Consider the following 22543-nt stretch of genomic DNA (forward strand, 5'->3'; position numbering starts at 1 on the left):
CCCGTGCCGACGCCGCTTGCCGAAATATCCTGCAAGGGTCAGGCCGAGTATATGACAGAGATTAAAGAAATTTCATGACTCGCACGTTATTTGCCGTATTTTGCTGAACTTACGCCGATACGGCAGACTAAATGGCTGTCCATTCTCTGAAATTCCTACCAGGCACTCACCCATGACCCGTTCCCCCCTGCGCCGCCTGATCTTTGGCGCCCTGCGTCGCCTGATGTACCTGTGGGTGCGCTCCGAGACCATCAACCAGTCGTCCCTGACCCTGCAGCTCGACCGCAGCCGCCCGGTGTTCTACGCCTTGCCTTCGCCATCGCTCACCGACCTGGCCGTGATCGACCACGAGTGCACCAAGGCAGGGCTGCCGCGCCCGGTACTGCCGGTGGCCGTGGGCCCGCTGCACGAGCCGGCTGCGTTCTTCTACCTGACCCCGGAGCCGGACTGGCTCGGTCGCCAGGACAAGCGCGGCGCGCCGCCGACCCTGCAGCGCCTGGTCGCCACCATCAGCCAGCACGCCGAGGAAGACGCACAGATCATCCCGGTCAGCGTGTTCTGGGGGCAGACCCCGGCCAGCGAGAACAGCCCATGGAAACTGCTGTTCGCCGACAGCTGGGCGGTCACCGGGCGCCTGCGCCGGCTGCTCACCGTGCTGATCCTCGGGCGCAAGACCCGGGTGCAGTTCTCCGCCCCTATCCCGCTGCGCGAACTGGTGCAGCACAACAAGGGTCAGGAGCGCACCGTGCGCATGGCCCAGCGCCTGATGCGCGTGCATTTCCGCAACCTCAAGACGGCGGTGATCGGCCCCGACATCTCGCACCGGCGCAACCTGGTCAAGGGCCTGGTACATGCGCCGCTGGTACGCCAGGCGATCGCCGACGAGGCCCAGCGCGAGAACATCCCCCAGGCCAAGGCCGAAGCCCAGGCGCTGCGCTACGGCAACGAGATCGCCTCGGACTACACCTATACCGCCATCCGCTTCCTCGAAGTGATATTGAGCTGGTTCTGGAACAAGATCTACGACGGCATCAAGGTCAACAACATCGAGCAGGTGCAAGGCATCGCCCCCGGCCACGAAGTGATCTACGTGCCCTGCCACCGCAGCCACATCGACTACCTGCTGCTGTCGTACCTGCTGTTCCGCAACGGCCTGACGCCGCCGCACATCGCCGCCGGCATCAACCTCAACATGCCGGTGATCGGCGGCCTGCTGCGCCGTGGCGGCGCGTTCTTCATGCGCCGCACGTTCAAGGGCAACCCGCTGTACACCGCCGTGTTCAACGAGTACCTGCACACCCTGTTCACCAAGGGGTTCCCGGTGGAGTACTTCGTCGAGGGCGGGCGTTCGCGTACCGGGCGCATGCTGCAACCGCGCACCGGCATGCTGGCGATCACCCTGCGCAGCTTCCTGCGCTCGTCGCGCACGCCGATCGTTTTCGTACCGGTGTACATCGGCTACGAGCGCGTGCTCGAAGGCCGCACCTACCTGGGTGAACTGCGTGGAAAAACCAAGAAGAAGGAGTCGATCTTCGACATCTTCAAGGTCTTCTCGGCGCTGAAGCAACGCTTCGGCCAGGTTTCCGTCAACTTCGGCGAACCGATCCGCCTGGCCGGCTTCCTCGACCAGCAGCAACCCGGCTGGCGCGAACAGGACTTCGGCCCGCAGTTCCGTCCGACCTGGCTCAACGAGGCCACCACCCGCCTGGGCCAGACCGTGGCCCGCCACCTCAACGAAGCGGCGGCGGTCAACCCGGTCAACCTGGTGGCCCTGGCGTTGCTTTCCACCACCCGCCTGGCCCTCGACGAACGCGCCCTGACCCGCGTGCTCGACCTGTACCTGGCCCTGCTGCGCCAGGTGCCCTATTCGGCGCATACCACCTTGCCCGAAGGCGATGGCCAGGCGCTGATCGAGCACGTGCGCGGCATGGACCTGCTGGCCGAGCAGAAGGATGCCCTGGGCCGCATCCTCTTCCTGGATGAAGCCAATGCGGTGCTCATGACCTACTACCGCAACAACGTGATGCACATCTTTGCCCTGCCGGCGCTGCTGGCGAGCTTCTTCCTCAGCAGCTCGCGCATGAGCCGTGAACTGCTGGGGCAGTACGTGCACGCGCTGTACCCATACCTGCAGGCCGAGCTGTTCCTGCGCTGGACGCCGGAGCAGCTGGACGAGGTGATCGACCAGTGGCTGGCGGCGCTGGTCGAGCAAGGCCTGCTGCGCGTCGAGAACCACGTCTACCTGCGCCCGGCGCCCAGCTCGCGCCACTTCGTCCTGCTGACCCTGCTGGCCCGCAGCATCACCCAGACGCTGCAGCGCTTCTACATGGCCACCTCGCTGCTGCTCAACAGTGGCCAGCACACGCTCAGCGCCGAAGAACTGGAAGACCTGTGCGTGATGATGGCCCAGCGCCTGTCGATCCTGCATGGGCTCAATGCCCCGGAGTTCTTCGACAAGACCCTGTTCCGCCATTTCATCCAGACCCTGATCGAACAAGGCGTGCTGCACCCGGACAGCAACGGCAAGCTGGGCCACCACGACAAGCTTGGCGAACTCACCGAGGGCGTGGCCAAGCGCGTACTGTCGGCCGAGCTGCGCCTGTCGATCCGCCAGGTGGCGCTGCACCGTGAGGACGCGCTGGGCAGCGCGACCATCTGAGGCCCACGCTGTTGGGAAAATCCGCTAAAGTCCCTGGGCTTGGCCACAAGCCAGCCCAAAGGACACCGGAGATTCCATGAAAAAGCTCTTTATGCTGTGTTGCGCATCCCTGCTCGCAGCCTGTTCCAGCCACACCCCGTCCACCCAGGCCAGCCTGGAGGGCGAAGTCTTCTATGTGCAGCGCATCGCCCTGCCACCGGCCGCCACCCTCAGCGTCGAGCTGCAGGACGTGTCGTTGATGGACGCCCCGGCCGTGACCCTGGCGCGCCAGGCCGGCCCGGTCAAAGGCAATGTGCCGCTGCCCTTCCACCTCAGCTACGACCTGGCCCAGGTCAAGCCTGGCCACCGCTATGCGGTGAGCGCGCGCATCGAGCTCGATGGCAAGCTGCTGTTCATCAACACCGAGCACCATGGCGTCGCCCTCGACGGCAACGCCCCACAACCGCTGCGGATCAAGGTCGACCCGGTACGCTGAGCCCGAACATTTTCGTCTGACAAGGAATAGCCCATGATTCGCGCCTCCCTGCGCTTCACCACCCTGTGCACCGGCCTGTTGCTGTCGGCCAGCGCCCTGGCCCTGTCGCTCGGCGACCTGAGCCAGTCCGACGCCAGCGGTGGCCTGAAGGACGCCCTGACCCAGGGTGCCCAGATCGCCGTCAAACAGCTCAGCACGCCAGGCGGCTTCAGCAACAACCCCGACGTGCGCATCGAACTGCCGGGCAACCTCGGCAAGGCCGCCAAGGCCATGAAGATGTTCGGCAAGGGGGACCAGGTCGACGCCCTGGAAGCCAGCATGAACAAGGCCGCCGAAGCCGCCGTGCCACAGGCCCAGGCGATCCTGGTGGATGCCGTGAAGAAGATGACCGTGACCGATGCCAAGGGCATCCTCAGCGGCGGCCAGGATTCGGCCACCCAGTACCTGAACAAGAGCAGCCGCGAGCAGATCCGCGCCAAGTTCCTGCCGATCGTCAAGCAGGCCACCGACAAGGTTGGCGTGGCCCAGCAGTACAACGCCTTTGCCGGCCAGGCCAAGGGCCTGGGGCTGATCAAGAATGACGCCAACATCGAGAGCTACGTGACCGAGAAGGCGCTCGACGGCCTGTTCGAGATGATTGCCAAGCAGGAACAGAGCATCCGCCAGAACCCGGCGCAGGCGGCTACCAGCCTGGCCAAGAAGGTCTTTGGCGCGCTGTGATGGCCCTGGGGGGCGCTTTGCGCCCCTTTCGCGACACAAGGCCGCTCCTACAACGAACCGCGATCGTCAGTAGAAGCGGCCTTGTGTCGCGAAAGGAGGGCAAAGCCCTCCCCTGCGGTCTTCAGCCCTTCCTCACCCTGAACCAGGCCGCATACAACGCCGGCAAGAACAGCAGGGTCAACGCCGTGGCCACGATCAACCCGCCCATGATCGCCACCGCCATCGGCCCATAGAACACACTGCGCGACAGCGGAATCATCGCCAGCACCGCCGCCAATGCCGTCAGCACGATCGGCCGGAAGCGACGCACCGTGGCCTCGATGATCGCCTGCCAGCGGTCCAGCCCGGAAGCGATGTCCTGCTCGATCTGGTCCACCAATATCACCGAGTTGCGCATGATCATCCCCGCCAGGGCAATGGTCCCGAGCATGGCGACGAAGCCGAACGGCTGGCGGAACACCAGCAGGAACAAGGTCACGCCGATCAGCCCCAGGGGCGCGGTGAGGAACACCATCACCGTGCGCGAGAAGCTGCGCAGCTGGATCATCAGCAGGCTCAGCACCACCACGATGAACAGCGGCATGCCGGCGTTCACCGATTTCTGCCCGCGCTCGGAGTCCTCCACCGTGCCGCCCACTTCCAGCAGGTAGCCATCGGGCAATTTATCCTTGATCGCCTGCAAGGTCGGCAGGATCTGCCTGACCAGGGTCGCCGGTTGCTCCTTGTCGTAGATATCGGCACGCACGGTCACCGTCGGCAGGCGGTTGCGGTGCCAGATGATGCCTTCCTCGAAGCCGTATTGCAGGGTCGCCACCTGCGACAGCGCCACGCTCTGGCCGTTTTCGGTGGGCACCGCCAGGCTGCCGAGGTTGCCCAGTTCGCCGCGCTCCTGCTGGGTACCGCGCAGGAGGATCTCGATCAGTTCGTTGTCCTCGCGGTACTGGCTGACCGTGCTGCCGGTCAGCGAACTGCGCAGGAAGCTCGACAGCTGCGCGGTGCTCACGCCCAGGGCCCGGGCGCGCTCCTGGTCGATTTCCAGGAACACCGCCTTGCTCGGCTCCTCCCAGTCCAGGTGCACGTTGACCACATGCGGGTTCTCGCGCACCTTGTCGGCCACCTCACGGGCCAGGGCACGGGCCTTCTCGATATGCTCGCCGGTGACCCGGAACTGCACCGGGTAACCCACTGGCGGGCCGTTCTCCAGGCGCGTGACACGGGCACGCAGGTCGGGGAACTGCTGGTCCACCGTGGCGATCAGCCAGCTGCGCAGGCGCTCGCGGTCCTCCATCGACTTGGCCAGTACCACGAACTGGGCGAAGCTGGCGGCCGGCAGTTGCTGGTCCAGCGGCAGGTAGAAGCGTGGCGAACCGGTGCCGACGTAGGCCACATAGTTGTCGATGCCGTCCTGCTGCTGGAGCAGTGCCTCGAGCTGCTTGACCCGCTCGGCGGTGTTGGCCAGCGAAGCGCCCTCGGCCAGTTTCAGGTCGACCATCAGCTCCGGCCGCCCGGAGGCCGGGAAGAACTGCTGGGGCACGAAGCGGAACAGCAGGATGCTGCCGACGAACGCCGCGATGGTCAGCAGGATCACCGTCTTGCGCCGCCGCACGCACCACTCCACCACTCGCCGCACGCGCTGGTAGAACGGTGTGCCGTATGGGTCCGGTGCATGCCCGTCGCTGCCGTGGCGGGCGGCATGCAGCTTGGCCAGGTCCGGCAGCAGGCGTTCGCCCAGGTACGGCACGAACACCACCGCCGCCACCCACGAAGTCAGCAGCGCGATGGTCACCACCTGGAAGATCGAGCGGGTGTACTCGCCGGTGCTCGACGCCGCCGTGGCGATCGGCAGGAAGCCCGCCGCGGTGATCAGGGTCCCGGTCAACATCGGGAAGGCCGTGCTGCTCCAGGCATGGCTGGCCGCCTTGAGCCGGTCGAAACCCTGCTCCATCTTGATCGCCATCATCTCCACGGCAATGATCGCGTCGTCCACCAGCAAGCCCAGGGCCAGCACCAGGGCACCGAGGGAGATCTTGTGCAGGCCGATGCCGAAGTAATGCATGGCGGCAAAGGTCATGGCCAGCACCAGGGGGATGGCCAGGGCCACCACCAGGCCGGTGCGCAGGCCCAGGGAGAAGAAGCTCACCAGCAGCACGATCACCAGCGCCTCGACCAGCACCTGGACGAACTCGCCGACCCCGGCCTTGACCGCTGCGGGCTGATCCGAGACCTTGCGCAACTGCATGCCGGCCGGCAGGTTGCGCGCCAGGCGGTCGAATTCGCCCTCCAGGGCCTTGCCCAGCACCAGGATGTCACCGCCGTCCTTCATCGACACGGCCAGGCCGATGGCATCCTCGCCCATGAAGCGCATGCGCGGCGCGGGCGGGTCGTTGAAGCCGCGGTGCACGTCGGCGACATCGCCGATGCGCAAGGTGCGATCACCCACGCGGATCGGGAACTGGCGAATCTGCTCGACGCTGTCGAAGCGCCCGCTGACCCGCAGTTGCAGGCGCTCGCTCGGCGTTTCGAAGAAGCCTGCGGTACTGACCGCATTCTGCTCCTTCAAGGCCTGCTGCACCGCTGCCAGTGGCACCCCGAGGGTGGCCAGCTTGAGGTTGGACAGTTCGATCCAGATCTTCTCGTCCTGCAGGCCGACCAGCTCGACCTTGCCCACGTCCTTTACCCGTTGCAGCTGGATCTGGATGCGGTCGGCGTAGTCCTTGAGCACCGCATAGTCGAAACCGGGCCCGGTCAGCGCGTAGATGTTGCCGAAGGTGGTGCCGAACTCGTCGTTGAAGAACGGGCCCTGGATCTCCGGCGGCAAGGTGTGACGGATGTCCGCGACCTTCTTGCGGATCTGGTACCACAGCTCGGGGATGTCCTTGGAGTGCAGCGAGTCGCGGGCCATGAAGGTGACCTGGGACTCGCCCGGGCGCGAGAACGAGACGATCTTCTCGTATTCGCCGGTTTCCATCAGCTTCTTCTCGATGCGCTCGGTGACCTGGCGCGACACTTCCTCGGCCGTGGCCCCCGGCCACAGGGTACGAATGACCATGGCCTTGAAGGTGAACGGCGGGTCTTCGCTCTGCCCCAATTTGGTGTAGGACATGGCCCCGATGGCGGCCAGCAGGATCATCAGGAACAGCACGATCTGGCGGTTGCGCAACGCCCATGCGGAAAGGTTGAAACCCATCGCGACTTACTCCTTGGCCGTCAGGCTTACCACACGGTTGGTACGGTCCACCGGCCGCACTTCCTGCCCCTCGCGCAGCACATGGCCACCGGCGGCAACCACCCAGTCGCCTGGCGACAGGCCTTCGAGCACCGGCACGGTTTCGCTGCCGTAAGCCCCCAGGCGCACCATCACGCGCTCCAGGTGCGCGTCCGGCTTGACCCGCCAGACATAGGCCTGGCCGTTTTCCGCGGTCACGGCGGACAATGGCACCGCCAGTGGAATCAACCCGTCATGGGCGACGAACACCCGGGCACTCTGGCCCAGCTCGGCGGGCGCCTTGGCCGAGGTGAAGGCGATGCGTGCGGCAAAGGTGCGTGAACGCGGGTCCGCCGCCGGCGACAGCTCGCGAATGCGCCCCTCGAAGCGCTCGTTCGGGTGCGACCACAGCTCGACGCTGACCGTCTGGCCCACGGCGAAACGGGCGAACTGCTGCTCCGGCAGGCCAATGGCGACCTCGCGTTCGCCGTCGGCGGCCAGGGTGAACACCGTCTGCCCGGCGGCGACCACCTGGCCGACTTCGACCTGGCGCTTGGCGATCACCCCGGCCTGTGGCGCACGCAGCACGGCGTATTCGGCCTGGTTGCCGGCCACCTCGAACTCGGCCTTGGCCTGCTTGAGGCGGGCCATGCCGGCGCGGTAGAGGTTTTCGGCGTTGTCGAACTGGGAATGGCTGACCATTTGCCGGTCCAGCAGCTTCTGATAACGGTCGCGCTCGGCGCGCACCAGCGCCAGGTTGGCCTCGGCTGCCGCCAGCTGGGCGCGGTTGGCTTCCAGTTGCAGGCGCACGTCCTGCGGGTCGAGCTCGGCCAGCGGCTGCTCGGCCTTGACCCGCTGCCCCTCCTCCACCAGGCGCTTGCTGACCTTGCCGCCGATGCGGAAGGCCAGCTCCGGCTCGAGGCGCGCCCGCACTTCACCCGGGTAGCTATCGGTGGCAGCCTCGGCCGGCTGCGGCTGGACCACCAGGGCCGGGCGCGGCGCGGCGGGCGGGGCGGCTTCCTGGCCGCAGGCGGCGAGCAACAGCGCGGCAGCGGCGGACAGAGCGAGGGACAAGGCAGGACGCAACATGATGAATCCTTTCGCAGAGGGTGCTTCGAATATTTATACTGACGAGTATATTAAGTCAGGGAACCGGGGCCGGGAAGCGGGCGTCGGAAAGAAAATCAACATTAACCAGGGTCTCGACCTACAGCCGCCAGCCGTTCAAGCCGGTAAGATGGGCGCCCCTCCAGACCAGACGCGGATTCCAATGCCCAACGACGCACCCATCGGCCCGGGCCGGCCCAAGGACCTGGCCAAACGCGAGGCGATCCTCGAAGCGGCCAAGAGCCTGTTCCTCAGCCTTGGCTACGCCAACACCAGCATGGATGCGGTCGCTGCGGCGGCAGGTGTTTCAAAGCTCACGGTCTACAGCCATTTCACCGACAAGCAGACGCTGTTCGGCTCGGCAGTCATCGCGACCTGCCAGAACCAGTTACCGGACCTGATGTTCGAGTACCCCGAAGGGGCGGCGGTGGAGGAGGTGCTGCTGAACATCGCGCGCAACTTCCAGGCACTGGTCAGCAGTGACGAGGCGGTCAAGCTGAGCCGGTTGATCATGGCCCAGGGCAGCCTTGACCCAAGCTTTGGCGAGTACTTCTACGAAGCCGGGCCCAAGCGGGTGCTGGCGGGGATGGAAGCGTTGCTGCGCGGGATCGATGAGCGCGGGCTGCTGAGAATCGACAACCCGTTGCAGGCTGCCGAGCACTTCTTCTGCCTGGTCAAGGGCGCCCCGGATTACCGGCTGTTGCTGGGGTGTGCCGGGCCGCTGGAGGGGGATGAGATCGAGGCCCATGTGCGCGAAGTGGTTGGGGTGTTCATCCGGGCCTTCCAGCCCTGAGGCAGCCTGTACTGGCCCTTTCGCGGCTAAGGCCGCTCCCACAGGGAAATCACAAGGTCTGAAAACTGTGCAGTACCTGTGGGAGCGGCTTTAGCCGCGAAGGGGCCAGCACAGGAAATCAGGCTTTCAAGGCCTTCTTCGGGTAGATGTCATACCGGCTCGACTTGCCTTCCAGGCTATGGCTCGGCTTGGGCCCGTCAATGATCGGCGCCTTGCGCGGCCGCTTCACCACCACCCGGTGACTGGCCAGGGCCAGCGCCGCTTCGAGCAACGCCGGCGCATCCAGGTCATCCCCCACCAGCGGGCGGAACACACGCATTTCCTTCTTCACCAGCGCACTCTTGTCCCGGTGCGGGAACATCGGGTCGAGGTAGATCACCTGCGGCGCCTCGCCTTCCCAGGCCCGCATGCGCTCGATGGCATTGCCGGTCAGCAGGCGCATGCGGGCGACGATCGGCCCCACTTCATCATCGCCTCTGGCCCGCGCCAGACCATCCTCCAGCAGCGCCGCGATCAGTGGCTGGCGTTCGATCAGGGTCATCTGGCAGCCCAGGCTGGCCAGCACGAACGCATCCTTGCCCAGGCCTGCCGTGGCGTCCAGCACCTGCGGGCGCACGCCCTGGGCGATGCCCACCGCCTTGGCGATCATCTGCCCGTTGCCGCCCCCGAACAGCCGCCGGTGCGCGGCCTGGCCCTCGACGAAGTCGACCCGCACCGGCCCCGGTGCCTGCGGCCCCAACTGCTGGACCTGCAACCCTTCGGCGCCGACCTGCACGGCGAACCCGGCCGCGTCATCGACCAATGGCAAGCCCAGGCGCTCGGCCCATGTGGCGGCCTGCGCCGCGTATTCCGGCGCCAGCGCCTCGACTCTCAGACCTGCGCCCTGCTCCTGCTCTTCCATCGCCACACACACTCGAAAAAATTGATGAAGCCCTTAATGAATCACCGACCACGGCCGATACAGGCAATATCCCGCTATTCTGCCAGAGCACAGCGCGCACGACTGCCATGACAGATACTCTTCCCATCGGCTTGACCTATTTGTCGCCTGTCGGCAACTACGGTCGGCAGAATTCCCAGGCACTCGGGGGCGTCAGCCACCTGTGGCAGGACTTCTTCGCCCGCGCGATGGCCGAACAGCAAGCGGAAGAACCCGACAGCGTCAGCCAGGCGATGGTCCAGTACGACCAGGACAGCGGCGAGCCGATCGGCGGTGCCAAGGCCCTGGCGCTGATCGAAACCCAGCGTGCCTGCCCGGTGCAGGACACCGTGGTCGCGCCGCCCGAGCCGCTGTTCCTGCCCAAGGCGGAACTGCAGGCCAACCTGCTGGAGCCGGCCCCGGAGCCCTTCGGCACCGCCGAACTGATCCAGCAGCAACGTGACCTCGACCTCAGCAACAGCTGGCTGCGCCCGGTGGTCATGAGCCAGGGCCAGCCCCACGCCGACCCGGGCCCCGGCCCTTCCCCGCGCCCACTGCACCTGCCGATCGCCGAATTCGAGATGAACCTGCTCGACCCGGCGCCGGAGCCTTACGACGCAGCCACCCTGGCCAAGCAGCAGAACGACCTGGAGTTCGATACCCACTGGGCGCGCCCGGTGGTACTGAACAATGTCCGCGTGCACGCCTGAGATCAGCGGCAGACCTGCCAGCGGCCCATGTCCAGGTGAAAGTGGTTGTGATGGGCCGCGTTGTAGTCCGGCCCCAGCACGCTGCTGAAGCTCTCACAGGCCGCTTGGCGCACCGCCCGCAGAAACACCGCCTTCTGCCCTTCACCCTGCCAGTCCCGCGCCAGCACGATGCGCTGGCCGTCCTGCAGGCGAAAACCGCTGATGTCCAGGGCATTGGCCGTGGCGTGCTGGCTCAAGCGCCCCTGCTTGCGGTTGTAGACGTTGCGACAGGCGAAACTGCCAAGATGATCGACCTGTGCCACCGGCTGGCCAAACACCCGCTGCGCCGCCGGCTGCAGCCCGTGCACCTCGAACAGCGCGTAGGCCACCGCCAGCGGGCAACTGGCCAGGAAGCTGCTGCTCAGCCGCGCCTGCCCCTGCTCGATACGCCAGACGTTGTGCAGCGGGCAATCGGCCGAGGCCGGGCTGTCGGCCTGGGCCCGGTAGCGCAGGCCACTGGTCTGAAGCGCCTGGCGGCACAGCGTGGGGTCGTCGCGCAGGCGTGACAGTTTGTAGCGCGTCAACAGATTCGGCGGCTGGCGCACGTCCAGCGTCGACCAAGGGTTCCAGGCAGCCGGCGGGCGCCAGCCGAATTGCCAGGTCAGGCCTGCCGCCACCAGCAGCAGGCCGCCCAGCACGATCAGCCCACGCACGGCGCCTCAGCGGCGGAACAGGTCGTTGAGGTGGGCGAACGGCAAGGCCTGCTCGCCATAGCCGAAGGTGCCCTGGTCGCGGATTTCCAGGGCCGCACGCTGCAATGCCCCCAGCGCCGCGCGCGCCAGCGACGAGCCGACGCTGATGCGGCGCACGCCCAGGTCCTGCAGCTGGTTGACACTCAGCGGCACGCCCGCCATCCCCATCAGCACATTGACCGGCCTGGGCGCCACCGCCTGCACCACCGCGCGCACCTCGTCGGCACTGCGCAGCCCCGGTGCGTAGAGCACATCGGCCCCGGCTTCGGCGAAGGCCTGCAAGCGCAGGATGGTGTCGTCCAGGTCCATGCGCCCGTGCAGCAGGTTCTCCGCACGGGCGCACAAGGTGAACGGGAATGGCAGGCTGCGAGCCGCCTGCACTGCAGCGCGCACGCGAGCCACGGCCAGTTCGAAGTCGTAGATCGGCGCGTCGCTGCGGCCACTGGCGTCTTCGATCGAGCCGCCCACCAGCCCCGCCTCGGCAGCCCGCAGAATGGTCTGGGCGCAATCTTCGGGCAGGTCGCCGAAGCCGTTTTCCAGGTCGGCGGCCACCGGCAACGGCGTGGCATCGACGATCACCCCCGCGTTGTCCAGGGTCTCGTCCAGGCTCAAGGCGCCTTCGCCATCCGGGCGCCCGAGGCTGAAGGCCAGGCCCGCGCTGGTGCTGGCCAGGGCCTCGAAACCGAGGCTGGCCAGCAGCTTGGCGGACCCGGCATCCCAGGGGTTGGGGATGACGAAGGCGCCATCACGCTCATGCAACGCCTTGAAGGCTTCGGCTCGCAGGGTCTGTACATCCATGGTCGCAACCTCCGGCAGTCAGTGAAGGGTCAGAGTAGTCCCAGTTGTTCGACCTCGGGGGCGCGTGGCAATTCCGGCAGCGCAGCCAAGCCGGGCAGGCGGGCCATCAGGCGCTGGTGGAAGCGCTGGGCCAGGGCGGCGGCCAGGCGGTTGTCGGAGGTGTGCAGGAACACGTAGGGGCTGCGGCCCTCTTCGATCCAGGCGGCGACCTTGTCGATCCAGGGCGTGAGGAAGTTTTCGTTGGCTTCGAGTTCGGGGTGGCCGATGAAGCGTACCTGCGGGTGCTGGCTGAAGGCGGCCGGGCGCGGTGGCACCTTGGGTTTCTTCGACTGGGCGTGCAGCACCGCCGGGTCACGCGAGGTGCAACTGAACAGCGCGCGCGGGTCGAGGCAGATGCGCTCGACGCCGCGCTCGTGCAGCAGGCGGTTGAGCAAGCGCTCCTCCTCGCCCTTGGCGAAGAACGCCTGGTTGCGCACCTCCACGGCCACCGGCACGCCGATCTCGTCGAGGAAGCAACACAACTCGCCCAGCCGTGCCGGGCTGAACTGGGCCGGCAACTGCAGCCAGTAGGGCGAGACGCGCTGGCCCAGCGGGGCCATCAGGCGGGTGAAGTCGGAGGCCGGTTCGAGCTGGTCGCGCAGGTCACCTTCGTGGCTGATGTCCCGGGGGAACTTGGCAGTGAAGCGAAAGTGCTCGGGCATGACCTGCGCCCAGCGGGCGATGGTGCCGGGCGCGGGGCGGGCATAGAAGGTGGTATTGCCCTCGACGGCGTTGAATACCTGGCTGTAGTAGCCGAGCATTTCATTGCTGCTGGCGTCGGTGGGGTACAGGTAGTCGCGCCAGGCGTTTTCGCTCCAGGACGGGCAACCGAGAAAATAAGGCAGTGGCGATGGGTTCATCCCATCAAATGTACAGGTCGAGCCCCAGTACTTCCATGTCCCAGTCGGTGAAACCGGCGGTGCTCAGGTAGCTGGCCAGGGCCGTTGCGGTGCGCCGGTCACGGGCGCGGGGGAAGACCATGTCCTGCTGGCGGGCCGGCAGGCCGCCGGGGCGACGGCGAGCAGCGGGCTCCGCTGCGGCCTCGATGTCCTCGACGAACTCGGCGTCGTCGACGCTTTCGTCACGCACCGCTGCCTTGCGCGGCGTGCGCTTGATCGGGTAGGACTGCGATGAGAAACCGTCGATACGCATGAATGAGCACTCAAAACCGATGATGGCAATTTAGCAGCATCAGGGTTCCATCGCTAATGCTCGAGTGATAACTGGACCACAGTTCGCGCAGAAGGTTTATCGAAAACGGTAATAACCGACGAACAACACTCAGCGCGCCTTGGGCGTAGCTACATTATCGCGCAAATAAACCGGTTGCGCCTGTTCGGCGACGATTGCCTCGCCGCGTGCCCAGGCAAACGTGGCCAGGCTGAGGATATCCAGGGCATTGGGCAGTGCCGCCGGGTTGCTGGCGCTGGCCTGCACCGCCAGGCGTTCGGCATAGCCCCAGCCGGTGCCGGCACCGAACCAGTCGCCGCTGCTGCCTTCGGGCAAGGCCACGCGCTCTGGCGGCAGCACCGCCTCCAGGCCCTGCAGGCGCATTTCGCCAGCCTCGGCCTTGTAGCAGCCCCAGTACACCTCGTCCATGCGCGCGTCGATGGCGGCGGCCACCTGCTGCACGCCCTGCTCGCGCAGTGCGCCCTGGGCCAGCGCAGCCAGGTTGGACACCGGCAGCACCGGGCGTTCGAGGGCGAAGGCCAGGCCCTGGACCACGCCAATGGCGATGCGCACGCCGGTGAACGCGCCGGGGCCACGGCCAAAGGCGATGGCATCCAGGGCATTGAGCGCTACACCGGAGTCCGCCAGCAGCTGCTTGATCATCGGCAGCAGCTTCTGCGCGTGCATGCGCGGGATCACCTCGTAATGGCTGGTTACCTTGCCGTCATGCAGCAGCGCGACGGAACAGGCTTCGGTGGCGGTATCCAGGGCCAGCAGGGTGGTCATCGAACGGGTATCCAGGTGCGAGGGGAAAGAGCGGCAGTATAAACGACAACGGCCCGCAAGCGGGCCGTCGTGACACAAGGTCTGCGGATCAGCTCAGGGCTGCCAGCACCTTGGCGGTGATCGACTCGACCGAGCCGACACCTTCGATGTGGCTGTACTTCGGCTTGCCGGCGTTGGCGGCCGACAGCTTCTGGTAGAAGTCCACCAGCGGCTTGGTCTGGCTGTGGTAGACCGACAGGCGATGACGCACGGTCTCTTCCTTGTCGTCGTCGCGCTGGATCAGGTCTTCGCCGGTGACATCGTCCTTGCCTTCCACTTTCGGCGGGTTGTACTGGATGTGGTAGGTGCGGCCCGAGGCCAGGTGCACGCGGCGACCGGCCATGCGGCCAACGATTTCTTCGTCGTCGACGGCGATTTCGACCACCGCGTCGATGTCGACACCAGCGGCGACCATGGCTTCAGCCTGCGGGATGGTGCGCGGGAAGCCGTCGAACAGGCAGCCGTTGGCGCAGTCCGGCTGGGCGATGCGCTCCTTGACCAGGCTGATGATCAGATCGTCGGAAACCAGCTGGCCGGCATCCATGACTTTCTTCAGTTCCAGGCCCAGCGGGGTGCCTGCCTTGACGGCGGCACGCAGCATGTCACCGGTGGAAATCTGGGGAATACCGAACTTTTCGGTGATGAACTTTGCCTGAGTACCTTTACCGGCCCCGGGAGCTCCCAGCAGAATTACGCGCATCTCGTGCTCCTCAAATTTTTTTATGAAATTCAATGGATTCGGCGACCAGGGCCAAGTCCGGAAAATCGGGTATGACCATAAATTGGTCAGAAGGCTGCTCAAGATACACAGCGCCCGGCAGCCAGACAAGCGTCCCAAAGTTGCAGTATTGCGCCATTTGTTGCCAGGGGCGCAGGGGGTTGCGCCCGGCGCAACCACCCTTTTCGCCCTGTTCTGGCCCATTCCCTGCTAGCAATCCGCTGCAGTGCCTGCGGGCCTCAACCGGTGTTGCGCAGGCCGGCGGCAATGCCCGCTACGGTCACCAGCAAGGCCTGCTCCAACGGGCTGTCCAGAGCGGCTTCGCGGCTGCGCGATCGGGCCAGCAATTCGGCCTGCAGGCGGTGCAGCGGGTCCAGGTAGGTGTTGCGCAGGCTGATGAATTCCAGGGTCTCGGGGCTGTGCGCCAGTAGCACCGGTTGCCCGGTCAGGCTCAGCACCACCTGGCACGACTGCGACAATAGGTCGCGCAGATGCGCACCCAGGGGAAGCAAGCCCGGTTGCACCAGACGTTCGTCGTAGGCCTTGGCGATTTCCGCATCGGCCTTGGCCAGCACCATCTCGAGCATGTCGATACGGGTGCGGAAGAACGGCCATTGCTCGCGCATCTGCCCCAGCAGCCCGCCTTGGCCACGTGCCAGGGCGTTGCCCAGGGCGGTTTCCCAGCCCAGCCAGGCGGGCAGCATCAGGCGCGTCTGGGTCCAGCCGAAGATCCACGGGATCGCCCGCAGGCTTTCTATGCCGCCGGCGCGGCGCTTGGCCGGGCGGCTGCCCAGCGGCAGGCGGCCCAACTCCTGCTCCGGGGTGGACTGGCGGAAGTACTCGACGAAGTCCGGGTTTTCCCGCACCACGCCGCGATAGGCCTTCAGGCCGTCGGCCGCGAGCTGGTCCATCACTTCGCGCCAGGCCGGCTCTGGCGGTGGCGGCGGCAGCAGGGTGGCTTCGAGCACGGCGGCCAGGTACAGGTTGAGGTTCTGCTCGGCGATCCCCGGCAGGCCGAACTTGAAGCGGATCATCTCGCCCTGTTCAGTGGTGCGGAACCGCCCCGCCACCGAACCCGGCGGCTGCGACAGGATTGCCGCGTGGGCCGGGCCGCCGCCGCGGCCGACGGTGCCGCCACGGCCATGGAACAGCAGCAGCTCGACCTGGTGCTCGCGGCAGATGCGCACCAGGTTCTCCTGGGCACGGTACTGGGCCCAGGCGGCCGCCGTGGTACCGGCGTCCTTGGCCGAGTCGGAATAACCGATCATCACTTCCTGCGGGCCGCGCAGGCCGGCGCGGTAGCCTGGCAGGCCGAGCAGGCGCTCCATCACCGGGCCCGCGTTGTCCAGGTCGGCCAAAGTCTCGAACAGCGGCACCACGCGCATCGGCCGGGTCAGGCCGGCTTCCTTGAGCAGCAGTTGCACCGCCAGCACATCGGAGGCCGCACCGGCCATGGAGATCACGTACGAACCCAGCGACGCGCCGGGGGCTGCAGCGATCTCGCGGCAGGTGGCAAGCACTTCGGCGGTGTCGGCCTGGGGCTTGAAGTGCGCCGGCAACAACGGCCGGCGGTTCTTCAGTTCCGCCTGGAGGAACTCGATGCGGCGCGCCTCATCCCAGTCGGCATAGCTGCCAAGGCCCAGGTAATCGGTGATCTCGGCCAGGGCATCGCGGTGCCGGGCGGCATCCTGGCGCACGTCCAGGCGGCCGAGGAACAGGCCGAACGTCACCGCCCGGCGCAGGCTGTCGAGCAACGGGCCATCGGCGATCACGCCCATGCCGCATGCGTGCAGCGACTGATAGCACAGCTCCAGCGGGGCGATCAGGTCGCGGTTGTCGACCAGCACTTCGGCGCTGGCCGGCTGCGGGCCAGCCAGCGACGCCTGGGCCCAGGCGCGGGTGGCACGCAGGCGCTCGCGCAGCAGCTTGAGCAGTGCGCGATAAGGTTCGGCACTGTCGCCAACCCGTTCGCGCAGCGCGCTGCTGGCCTGTTGCATGGAGAGCTCGGCGGCCAGCCCATCGACATCACGCAGGAACAGGTCGGCCGCCATCCAGCGCGCCAGCAGCAGCACTTCACGGGTGACCGCAGCGGTGACGTTGGGGTTGCCGTCACGGTCGCCGCCCATCCACGAGGCGAAGCGGATCGGCGCGGCCTCCAGCGGCAGGCGCAGGCCGGTGGCCTCGAACAGCGCCGCGTCGACCTTGCGCAGGTGGCTGGGGATGGCGTGCCATAGCGAATGCTCGATCACCGCGAAGCCCCATTTGGCCTCGTCCACCGGGGTCGGCCGGGTGCGGCGGATCTCTTCGGTGTGCCAGGCCTCGGCGATCAGCCGGCGCAGGCGCTCGCGCACCTGCTGGCGCTCGGCGGTTGTCAGGTCGCGGTGGTCCTGCACGGCCAACTGGCCGGCGATGGCGTCGTACTTCTGGATCAAGGTACGCCGCGCCACTTCGGTGGGATGCGCGGTCAGCACCAGCTGGATATCGAGCTTGGCCAGCTGCCGGGCCAGGGCGTCGTCCTTGTGCCCGGCCTGCTTGAGGCGCGCCAGCAACTCCGGCAAGACCCGGTCCTCGAAGGGCTCGGGCTGCTCGCCATCGCGGCGGCGAATCAGCTGGTACTGCTCGGCCATGTTGGCCAGGTTGAGGAACTGGTTGAAGGCTCGCGCCACCGGCAGCAGGTCGTCCTCGGCCAGGTCGGCCAGGGTCGAGCTGAGCTGTTCGCCCGGCCCGCGGCGGTCGGCCTTGGCACTGTGGCGGATGTCCTCGATCTTCTGCAGGAATGCCTCGCCGTGCTGCTGGCGAATGGTTTCGCCGAGCAACTCCCCCAACACATGTACATCTTCACGCAAGCGCACGTCGATATCGGTCATTGGCCCTCTCTTCGGCGCGGTTCCTCCGCGCCCTGCTCAGGAAACAGCACGGGCCAAGAGTGCCCACAGCACAGGCGTGCTGGCAAGCCACGATGCGCAAAGCAAACTAAAGTGAAAACACCGCAGTCCGATGCAATGCAGCCTACGAAGGCGTTGACAGAGGTCACCATGAAAATCCGCGAACTCGCCCAGCACTGGGAACAGAATGCCGCCGGCACCCTGAGCCCTACCGGCCACGCCTTGCACCTGGACCTGGAGTCCGAGGCGCGCCTGGCCGCTTTGATCGACATGTACCCCAAGCGCACCGCCGAAGAACTGCTCGGCGAACTGGTCGCTGCCGCGCTCGAGGAGCTGGAAGCCAGCTTCCCGTACGTGCAGGGCCGCAAGGTGATCGCCACCGATGAGGAAGGAGACCCGTTGTTCGAGGACATCGGCCCTACTCCGCGCTTCCTGGCCCTGTCGCGGCGCCACCTGCACGACCTCAGCAACACCGGCGACGACAGCGCCAGCTGAGCGCCCACAGCCCTGTTCCGGGCCTGCAACAGGCCCGGAATACTCCGCCAGCGCCTGAAAGTTCAAGGCAAAAACCGCTGACCGGTTAGTCAGAAATAGCTACCCCAGGTCGGCAAATTTTTCTGAACTATTCAGAAAACGTCCAAGTCCGAGCCAATAGCCATCACGCTAAAACCCTGCACACCTGCCGTGTCGCACCGTTGAGCGAAAGCGCCCGCAGAGGCCAGGGATTGAGCGATGGACTGCTACGGACATCGACGTTATCAGGAGTGATCCAATGGAGCTGACCACCATGAACACCCGCACCGAGAAATCCTCGTCCCTCCCTGTGCGCGGGCTCAAGCTGGCCGCGCTGGCCCTGGGCAGTAGCCTGGTGCTGGCCGGCTGCGCAGGCAACCCGCCCACCGAGCAGTACGCCGTCACCCAGTCCGCGGTCAATTCCGCGGTCAGCGCCGGCGGTACCGAGTTTGCCGCGGTGGAGATGAAAGCGGCCCAGGACAAGTTCAAGAAAGCCGAAATCGCCATGCACGACAAGAAGTATGACGAAGCGAAGCTTCTTGCCGAACAGGCCGAATGGGACGCCCGCGTCGCCGAGCGCAAAGCCCAGGCAGCCAAGGCCCAGAAGGCCGTGCAGGACGCTCGCCAGGGCGTTCAGGACGTACGTGAGGAAGGCCTGCGCAGCGCCGAATGAGCGCCGCCTCGCCCGCCCATGCCTTCGCAATCGATCAAAGGATGAACACTATGCGCAACTACGTCATGATTCCCGCCCTGCTGGCCCTGAGCGTCGGCCTCGCCGCCTGCTCCCACGACCCGAACGCCAACCTGGAGTCGGCCCGCACCAACTTCTCGGCACTGCAGAGCGACCCGCAGTCGAGCAAGGTCGCGGCCCTTGAAACCAAGGACGCCCAGGACTGGCTGAACAAGGCCGACAAGGCCTACATGGACCGTGAAGACAGCAAGAAGGTCGACCAGCTGGCCTACCTGACCAACCAGCGGGTCGAAGTGGCCAAGCAGACCATCGCCCTGCGCGGTGCCGAAAACGAGCTGAAAAACGCTTCGGCCCAGCGTGCCCAGGCCAAACTGGACGCCCGCGACGCGCAGATCAAGAAGCTCCAGGACAGCCTCAACGCCAAGCAGACCGACCGTGGCACCTTGGTGACCTTCGGTGACGTGCTGTTCGACTTCAACAAGGCCAACCTCAAGAGCAACGCCTACCCGAACATCACCCAGCTGGCGCAGTTCCTCCAGGAAAACCCTGAGCGCAAGGTGATCGTCGAGGGCTACACCGACAGCGTCGGCTCGGCCAACTACAACCAGACCCTGTCCGAGCGCCGCGCCAACAGCGTGCGCATGGCCCTGGTGCGGGCCGGCGTCGACCCGGCGCGTATCGTCTCCCAGGGCTACGGCAAGGAGTACCCGGTGGCCGACAACGGCAGCAACTCGGGCCGGGCGCAGAACCGCCGCGTGGAGGTGACCATCTCCAACGACAACCAGCCGGTGGCGCCGCGTTCGGTGAGCCAGGTCAGCCAGTAAGGCCAATTGGCTGAAATGACAAAGCCCCGCGATCGATGCGGGGCTTTTCTTTTGCCTGTGCTGGCGCTTTCGCGGCTAAAGCCGCTCCCACAGGGGCTGGTTTACGCCCCGTAGGAGCGGCTTCAGCCGCGAAAGGGCCGGCGCAGATAGTAGAGGGCTCGGCTCACTGCACCTGCTGCGGCGTCTCTTCCCCCATGCAGCGCACCGCGCGCTTGCGACTGTCGACCAGCACCCCGGTCAGGCCCTTCTGCTCGGTGTCGAACAGCACCAGCACGCCATCCAGGCACTGGGCCACCTGCGGCGCCGGGTCCAGCGAAACCTTGTAGTCCTCGCCGGGGATGGTCTTGAGCATGGTGTACTCCTGCAGCAACAGCGCATCCTCGGGCTTGGCGAAATGCAGGTAGCCGTAGTACCAGAGGGCCCCCACCGTCACGATGATGCTGCCGACACCGGTCAGGATCAGGGGGATGGCGTTGCGTTCTTCACTCATTGCTTGTTCTTCTCATCGGGGTAGTTGGGCACTTCGGCAAGCCGCCGCAGGCCGTTGAAATGGCTCGGGTCTTCGAGGAAGCGCAGCATCACCTGGCGCCACAGCGGGTCGGCGAAGGTCTGCACGTGGCCGCCTCGGGTCAGTTGCAGCACCCGCGGCGGCGGCGCGTGCTGGTAGAGGCGGATGACGCTGTCCATGGGCACCAGGTCGTCGTCGATGCTGTGGAAGAACAGCTTCGGCGGGCTGCCCAACTGCTCGACCGAATGGATCGCGCTGTCGCTGTCGGGCACCAGCCACGACAGCGGCACCTGCAATGGCCAGGTCAGCCATGACGTGCTCAGCGCATAGCGGCCAACGGCACGGTAACTGGCCGGTACGCCATCGAACACCAGTGCGCTGAAACGCTGGCGCTGCTCGGAGTGGGCCGCCAGGTAATGGATCGCCATTGCCCCGCCGAGGCTCTGGCCGAGCAGTACCAGGGGCTTGCCCTTGACCTCGGGCGCGCTGTCGAGCCAGGCCATGGCGGCGTCGATGTCCTGGTAGACCGCGGGCAAGGTCGGCGTACCCTGGGACAAACCGTAGCCACGGTAGTCGACCATCAGCACCTGGTAGCCCTGCTCCGGCAGCCAGTAACTGGCACCCAGATGCCCCGGCAGGTTGCCGCCGTTGCCGTGCAGGTGCAGCACCGTGCCCTTGACCGCGACACCGGCCTTGGCCGGCAGCCACCAGCCATGCAGGCGCACGCCGTCGGCGGTGGTGAGGGTGAGGTCGTGGTAGTCGAGCCTGGCCCGCTCCGGCGTGAACGCCTGGCCCGGCTCGGGGTAGAACAGCAGGCTGCTGCAACCGACCAGCCCCAGCAGCACCAGGCCCAGGGCGAGCAGGCGACAGCATTCAGAGAATGTTCGCGTAGTCGGCTTCAATGCGATCCAGGCTCAGGTGGTTGAGGAAGTTGGAGAAGCACATCCAGGCCGACAGCGCGTTGAGGTCGCGGAACTGTTCCGGCAGGTACTTGGGCGGCTCCACCAGCCCCTCCTCGACCAGCTGGCGCAGGGTGCGCATGTCTTCCAGGGTGGTCTTGCCGCAGAACAGCAACGGGATCTGTTCGAGCTTGCCCTTCTTCACGGCCAACTGAATGTAGTTGTAAACCATGATGAAACCCTTGAGGTAGGACAAGTCCTTGGTGAATGGCAGGCCATTGGGCACCGAGCCGCGGAACACCCGGCTGGCGTTGCTGTAGCTCTGGGCCATTTCGAAGCCCTGCTCGCGGAAGAAGTTGAACACCTGCAGGAAGTCCGCGCCCTCCTCGACCATGTGGATGGCGCGGGTGCGGTTGGTCAGCTTGCGCAGGCGGCTGGGGTAGGAGGCGAAGGCGATCACTTCCATGAGGATCGCCAGGCCTTCCTGGGTCACCGTCGACGAGGGCGGGCCCTTGGCCAGGAAGGTGCAGATCGGCTGGTTCAGGCCGTTGAGCGTGGTGCCCACGTGCACCAGCCCCTCGTGCACCTCCAGGGCGCGCACGTCGCGGCTGTTGAACATGGCGTCGGCACGCACCTTGATGTAGTCGGCACCGGCCGCGGCGTCGGCGACGATGCCATCGGACTCGAACACGCGGATGGTTTCCTCGGCCTCGCCGAACACCTTGTTGAGGCGGCGCTGGAGGATGTCCACGGCCTCCTTGGCGGTGAGGTTCTTCGGCTCGTCCTTGAGGTCGCCGCGGCCGTCGATGTTGTTCAGGTAGTCCGAGAGCATCAGGCCCAGGTCGGCCAGGGTCGGGTCACCGGCGTGGAAGGCGTCGGAGGCGGCGCCGTAGAGCTCCTGGGAGATCAGGCCGAAGTCCTCGGTACCGCGGGCTTCGAGCATGCGCACCACCATGCGGTACTCGCGGCACATGCGCTTCATGATCTGCCCGACCGGGTTGAACTGGCCGAGCTGGCGGATGATGTCGCGCTCGATGCCCTGGAACTCGGCCTTCACCGCGCTGGAGTCGAAGCCCAGGGCGCGGGCCTGGTAATAGGCGCGGTCGACGGCGGGCGGCTCCTTGCCCTTGGCCTTGAGGAAGCCCTGGCGAATGTTGTCGTCCCATTTCACCGCGTCCAGCACCCGGATCGGGGTCTGGGCCGCGACGATGCGGTCGGACAGGGCGCGGATGGTTTGCTGGTATTCGTCCACCGGGGACTCCTTTCTTGAACAAGATACCTGTACCGGCCTCTTCGCGGCTAAAGCCGCTCCCACAGGGGCATCACCGTTTTCAGACCTGCCGCTGTACCTGTG

The 22543-nt window shown here is 66.2% G+C and carries 21 protein-coding genes; 8 read left to right on the top strand and 13 right to left on the bottom strand.

Going from position 1 to position 22543, the window contains the following annotated elements; genetic code table 11:
- The first annotated feature begins 172 nt into the window (after positions 1–172).
- The 3 genes from plsB (at position 173) to ACIP21_RS16755 (ending at position 3854) form a co-directional block, all read left to right on the top strand.
- A complete protein-coding gene (gene plsB, locus ACIP21_RS16745; RefSeq protein WP_400689557.1) occupies positions 173–2659 on the top strand; it encodes a glycerol-3-phosphate 1-O-acyltransferase PlsB in 2487 nt (828 codons plus the stop codon).
- 76 nt (positions 2660–2735) lie between these two features.
- Positions 2736–3134, top strand: coding sequence for a YbaY family lipoprotein (locus tag ACIP21_RS16750; protein WP_400689559.1), 399 nt, complete (start codon positions 2736–2738; stop codon positions 3132–3134).
- A 33-nt stretch (positions 3135–3167) separates the two neighbouring features.
- A complete protein-coding gene (locus ACIP21_RS16755) occupies positions 3168–3854 on the top strand; it encodes a DUF4197 domain-containing protein (protein WP_400689561.1) in 687 nt (228 codons plus the stop codon).
- Between the two features lie 121 nt (positions 3855–3975).
- On the opposite strand, the gene ACIP21_RS16760 is transcribed toward ACIP21_RS16755, so the two are convergent.
- A complete protein-coding gene (locus ACIP21_RS16760; protein ID WP_400689564.1) occupies positions 3976–7041 on the bottom strand; it encodes an efflux RND transporter permease subunit in 3066 nt (1021 codons plus the stop codon).
- Positions 7042–7047: 6 nt separating this feature from the next.
- Positions 7048–8148, bottom strand: a complete 1101-nt coding sequence (locus ACIP21_RS16765; protein WP_400689567.1) for an efflux RND transporter periplasmic adaptor subunit — start codon at positions 8146–8148, stop codon at positions 7048–7050.
- Positions 8149–8329: 181 nt separating this feature from the next.
- Here ACIP21_RS16765 and ACIP21_RS16770 point away from each other — a divergent pair, with 181 nt between their 5' ends.
- Positions 8330–8959: a TetR/AcrR family transcriptional regulator gene (locus ACIP21_RS16770; RefSeq protein WP_400689570.1), complete on the top strand. Its 630-nt coding sequence runs from the start codon at positions 8330–8332 to the stop codon at positions 8957–8959.
- A gap of 118 nt (positions 8960–9077) precedes the next feature.
- On the opposite strand, the gene ACIP21_RS16775 is transcribed toward ACIP21_RS16770, so the two are convergent.
- Positions 9078–9860, bottom strand: coding sequence for a class I SAM-dependent methyltransferase (locus ACIP21_RS16775; RefSeq protein WP_400689573.1), 783 nt, complete (start codon positions 9858–9860; stop codon positions 9078–9080).
- A gap of 107 nt (positions 9861–9967) precedes the next feature.
- Between ACIP21_RS16775 and ACIP21_RS16780 the strand changes: the two genes are divergently transcribed.
- Positions 9968–10588: an energy transducer TonB gene (locus tag ACIP21_RS16780; RefSeq protein ID WP_400689575.1), complete on the top strand. Its 621-nt coding sequence runs from the start codon at positions 9968–9970 to the stop codon at positions 10586–10588.
- 2 nt (positions 10589–10590) lie between these two features.
- Here the strand turns inward: ACIP21_RS16780 and ACIP21_RS16785 are convergent, their stop codons facing one another.
- The 7 genes from ACIP21_RS16785 to ppc all read right to left on the bottom strand — a co-directional run bounded on the left by ACIP21_RS16785 (position 10591) and on the right by ppc (position 17736).
- The gene (locus ACIP21_RS16785) at positions 10591–11280 is read right to left on the bottom strand and encodes an extensin family protein (RefSeq protein WP_400689578.1); all 690 of its coding nucleotides are present in this window, start codon (positions 11278–11280) and stop codon (positions 10591–10593) included.
- Between the two features lie 6 nt (positions 11281–11286).
- Positions 11287–12117 carry an oxaloacetate decarboxylase gene (locus ACIP21_RS16790; RefSeq protein WP_400689581.1) on the bottom strand — a complete coding sequence of 277 codons (831 nt, stop codon included), beginning with the start codon at positions 12115–12117 and terminating at the stop codon, positions 11287–11289.
- 29 nt (positions 12118–12146) lie between these two features.
- Positions 12147–13016: a DUF72 domain-containing protein gene (locus tag ACIP21_RS16795; RefSeq protein WP_400689584.1), complete on the bottom strand. Its 870-nt coding sequence runs from the start codon at positions 13014–13016 to the stop codon at positions 12147–12149.
- A gap of 4 nt (positions 13017–13020) precedes the next feature.
- Positions 13021–13308, bottom strand: a complete 288-nt coding sequence (locus ACIP21_RS16800) for a hypothetical protein (protein WP_400689587.1) — start codon at positions 13306–13308, stop codon at positions 13021–13023.
- 129 nt (positions 13309–13437) lie between these two features.
- Positions 13438–14112 (bottom strand): tRNA (adenosine(37)-N6)-threonylcarbamoyltransferase complex dimerization subunit type 1 TsaB, encoded by a 675-nt coding sequence (gene tsaB, locus ACIP21_RS16805; RefSeq protein WP_400689590.1) that lies wholly within the window; start codon positions 14110–14112, stop codon positions 13438–13440.
- 88 nt (positions 14113–14200) lie between these two features.
- On the bottom strand, positions 14201–14851 hold the full coding sequence (gene adk / locus ACIP21_RS16810; protein ID WP_060512611.1) for an adenylate kinase: 651 nt from the start codon (positions 14849–14851) through the stop codon (positions 14201–14203).
- A gap of 257 nt (positions 14852–15108) precedes the next feature.
- Positions 15109–17736 carry a phosphoenolpyruvate carboxylase gene (gene ppc / locus ACIP21_RS16815; RefSeq protein ID WP_400689593.1) on the bottom strand — a complete coding sequence of 876 codons (2628 nt, stop codon included), beginning with the start codon at positions 17734–17736 and terminating at the stop codon, positions 15109–15111.
- A gap of 168 nt (positions 17737–17904) precedes the next feature.
- Here ppc and ACIP21_RS16820 point away from each other — a divergent pair, with 168 nt between their 5' ends.
- The 3 genes from ACIP21_RS16820 to ACIP21_RS16830 all read left to right on the top strand — a co-directional run bounded on the left by ACIP21_RS16820 (position 17905) and on the right by ACIP21_RS16830 (position 19782).
- The gene (locus ACIP21_RS16820; protein WP_400689595.1) at positions 17905–18249 is read left to right on the top strand and encodes a pilin assembly protein; all 345 of its coding nucleotides are present in this window, start codon (positions 17905–17907) and stop codon (positions 18247–18249) included.
- A 277-nt stretch (positions 18250–18526) separates the two neighbouring features.
- Positions 18527–18940: a DUF4398 domain-containing protein gene (locus ACIP21_RS16825; RefSeq protein ID WP_400689598.1), complete on the top strand. Its 414-nt coding sequence runs from the start codon at positions 18527–18529 to the stop codon at positions 18938–18940.
- Between the two features lie 50 nt (positions 18941–18990).
- The gene (locus ACIP21_RS16830) at positions 18991–19782 is read left to right on the top strand and encodes an OmpA family protein (protein ID WP_400689601.1); all 792 of its coding nucleotides are present in this window, start codon (positions 18991–18993) and stop codon (positions 19780–19782) included.
- A gap of 163 nt (positions 19783–19945) precedes the next feature.
- Here ACIP21_RS16830 and ACIP21_RS16835 read toward each other — a convergent pair whose 3' ends face one another.
- Genes ACIP21_RS16835 through ACIP21_RS16845 form a run of 3 tightly spaced genes read right to left on the bottom strand, consistent with a single transcriptional unit; the run spans position 19946 to position 22441 of the window.
- A complete protein-coding gene (locus tag ACIP21_RS16835; protein WP_400689603.1) occupies positions 19946–20272 on the bottom strand; it encodes a hypothetical protein in 327 nt (108 codons plus the stop codon).
- Positions 20269–21192 carry an alpha/beta hydrolase gene (locus ACIP21_RS16840; RefSeq protein WP_400689606.1) on the bottom strand — a complete coding sequence of 308 codons (924 nt, stop codon included), beginning with the start codon at positions 21190–21192 and terminating at the stop codon, positions 20269–20271. Before ACIP21_RS16840 ends, ACIP21_RS16835 begins: the two co-directional genes overlap by 4 nt.
- Positions 21164–22441 (bottom strand): flavohemoglobin expression-modulating QEGLA motif protein, encoded by a 1278-nt coding sequence (locus ACIP21_RS16845; RefSeq protein ID WP_400689609.1) that lies wholly within the window; start codon positions 22439–22441, stop codon positions 21164–21166. The genes ACIP21_RS16840 and ACIP21_RS16845 overlap by 29 nt, the downstream gene beginning before the upstream one ends.
- Positions 22442–22543: the final 102 nt, after the last annotated feature.

Source organism: Pseudomonas sp. NPDC089401 (genome assembly GCF_044749485.1).
GTDB lineage: Bacteria > Pseudomonadota > Gammaproteobacteria > Pseudomonadales > Pseudomonadaceae > Aquipseudomonas.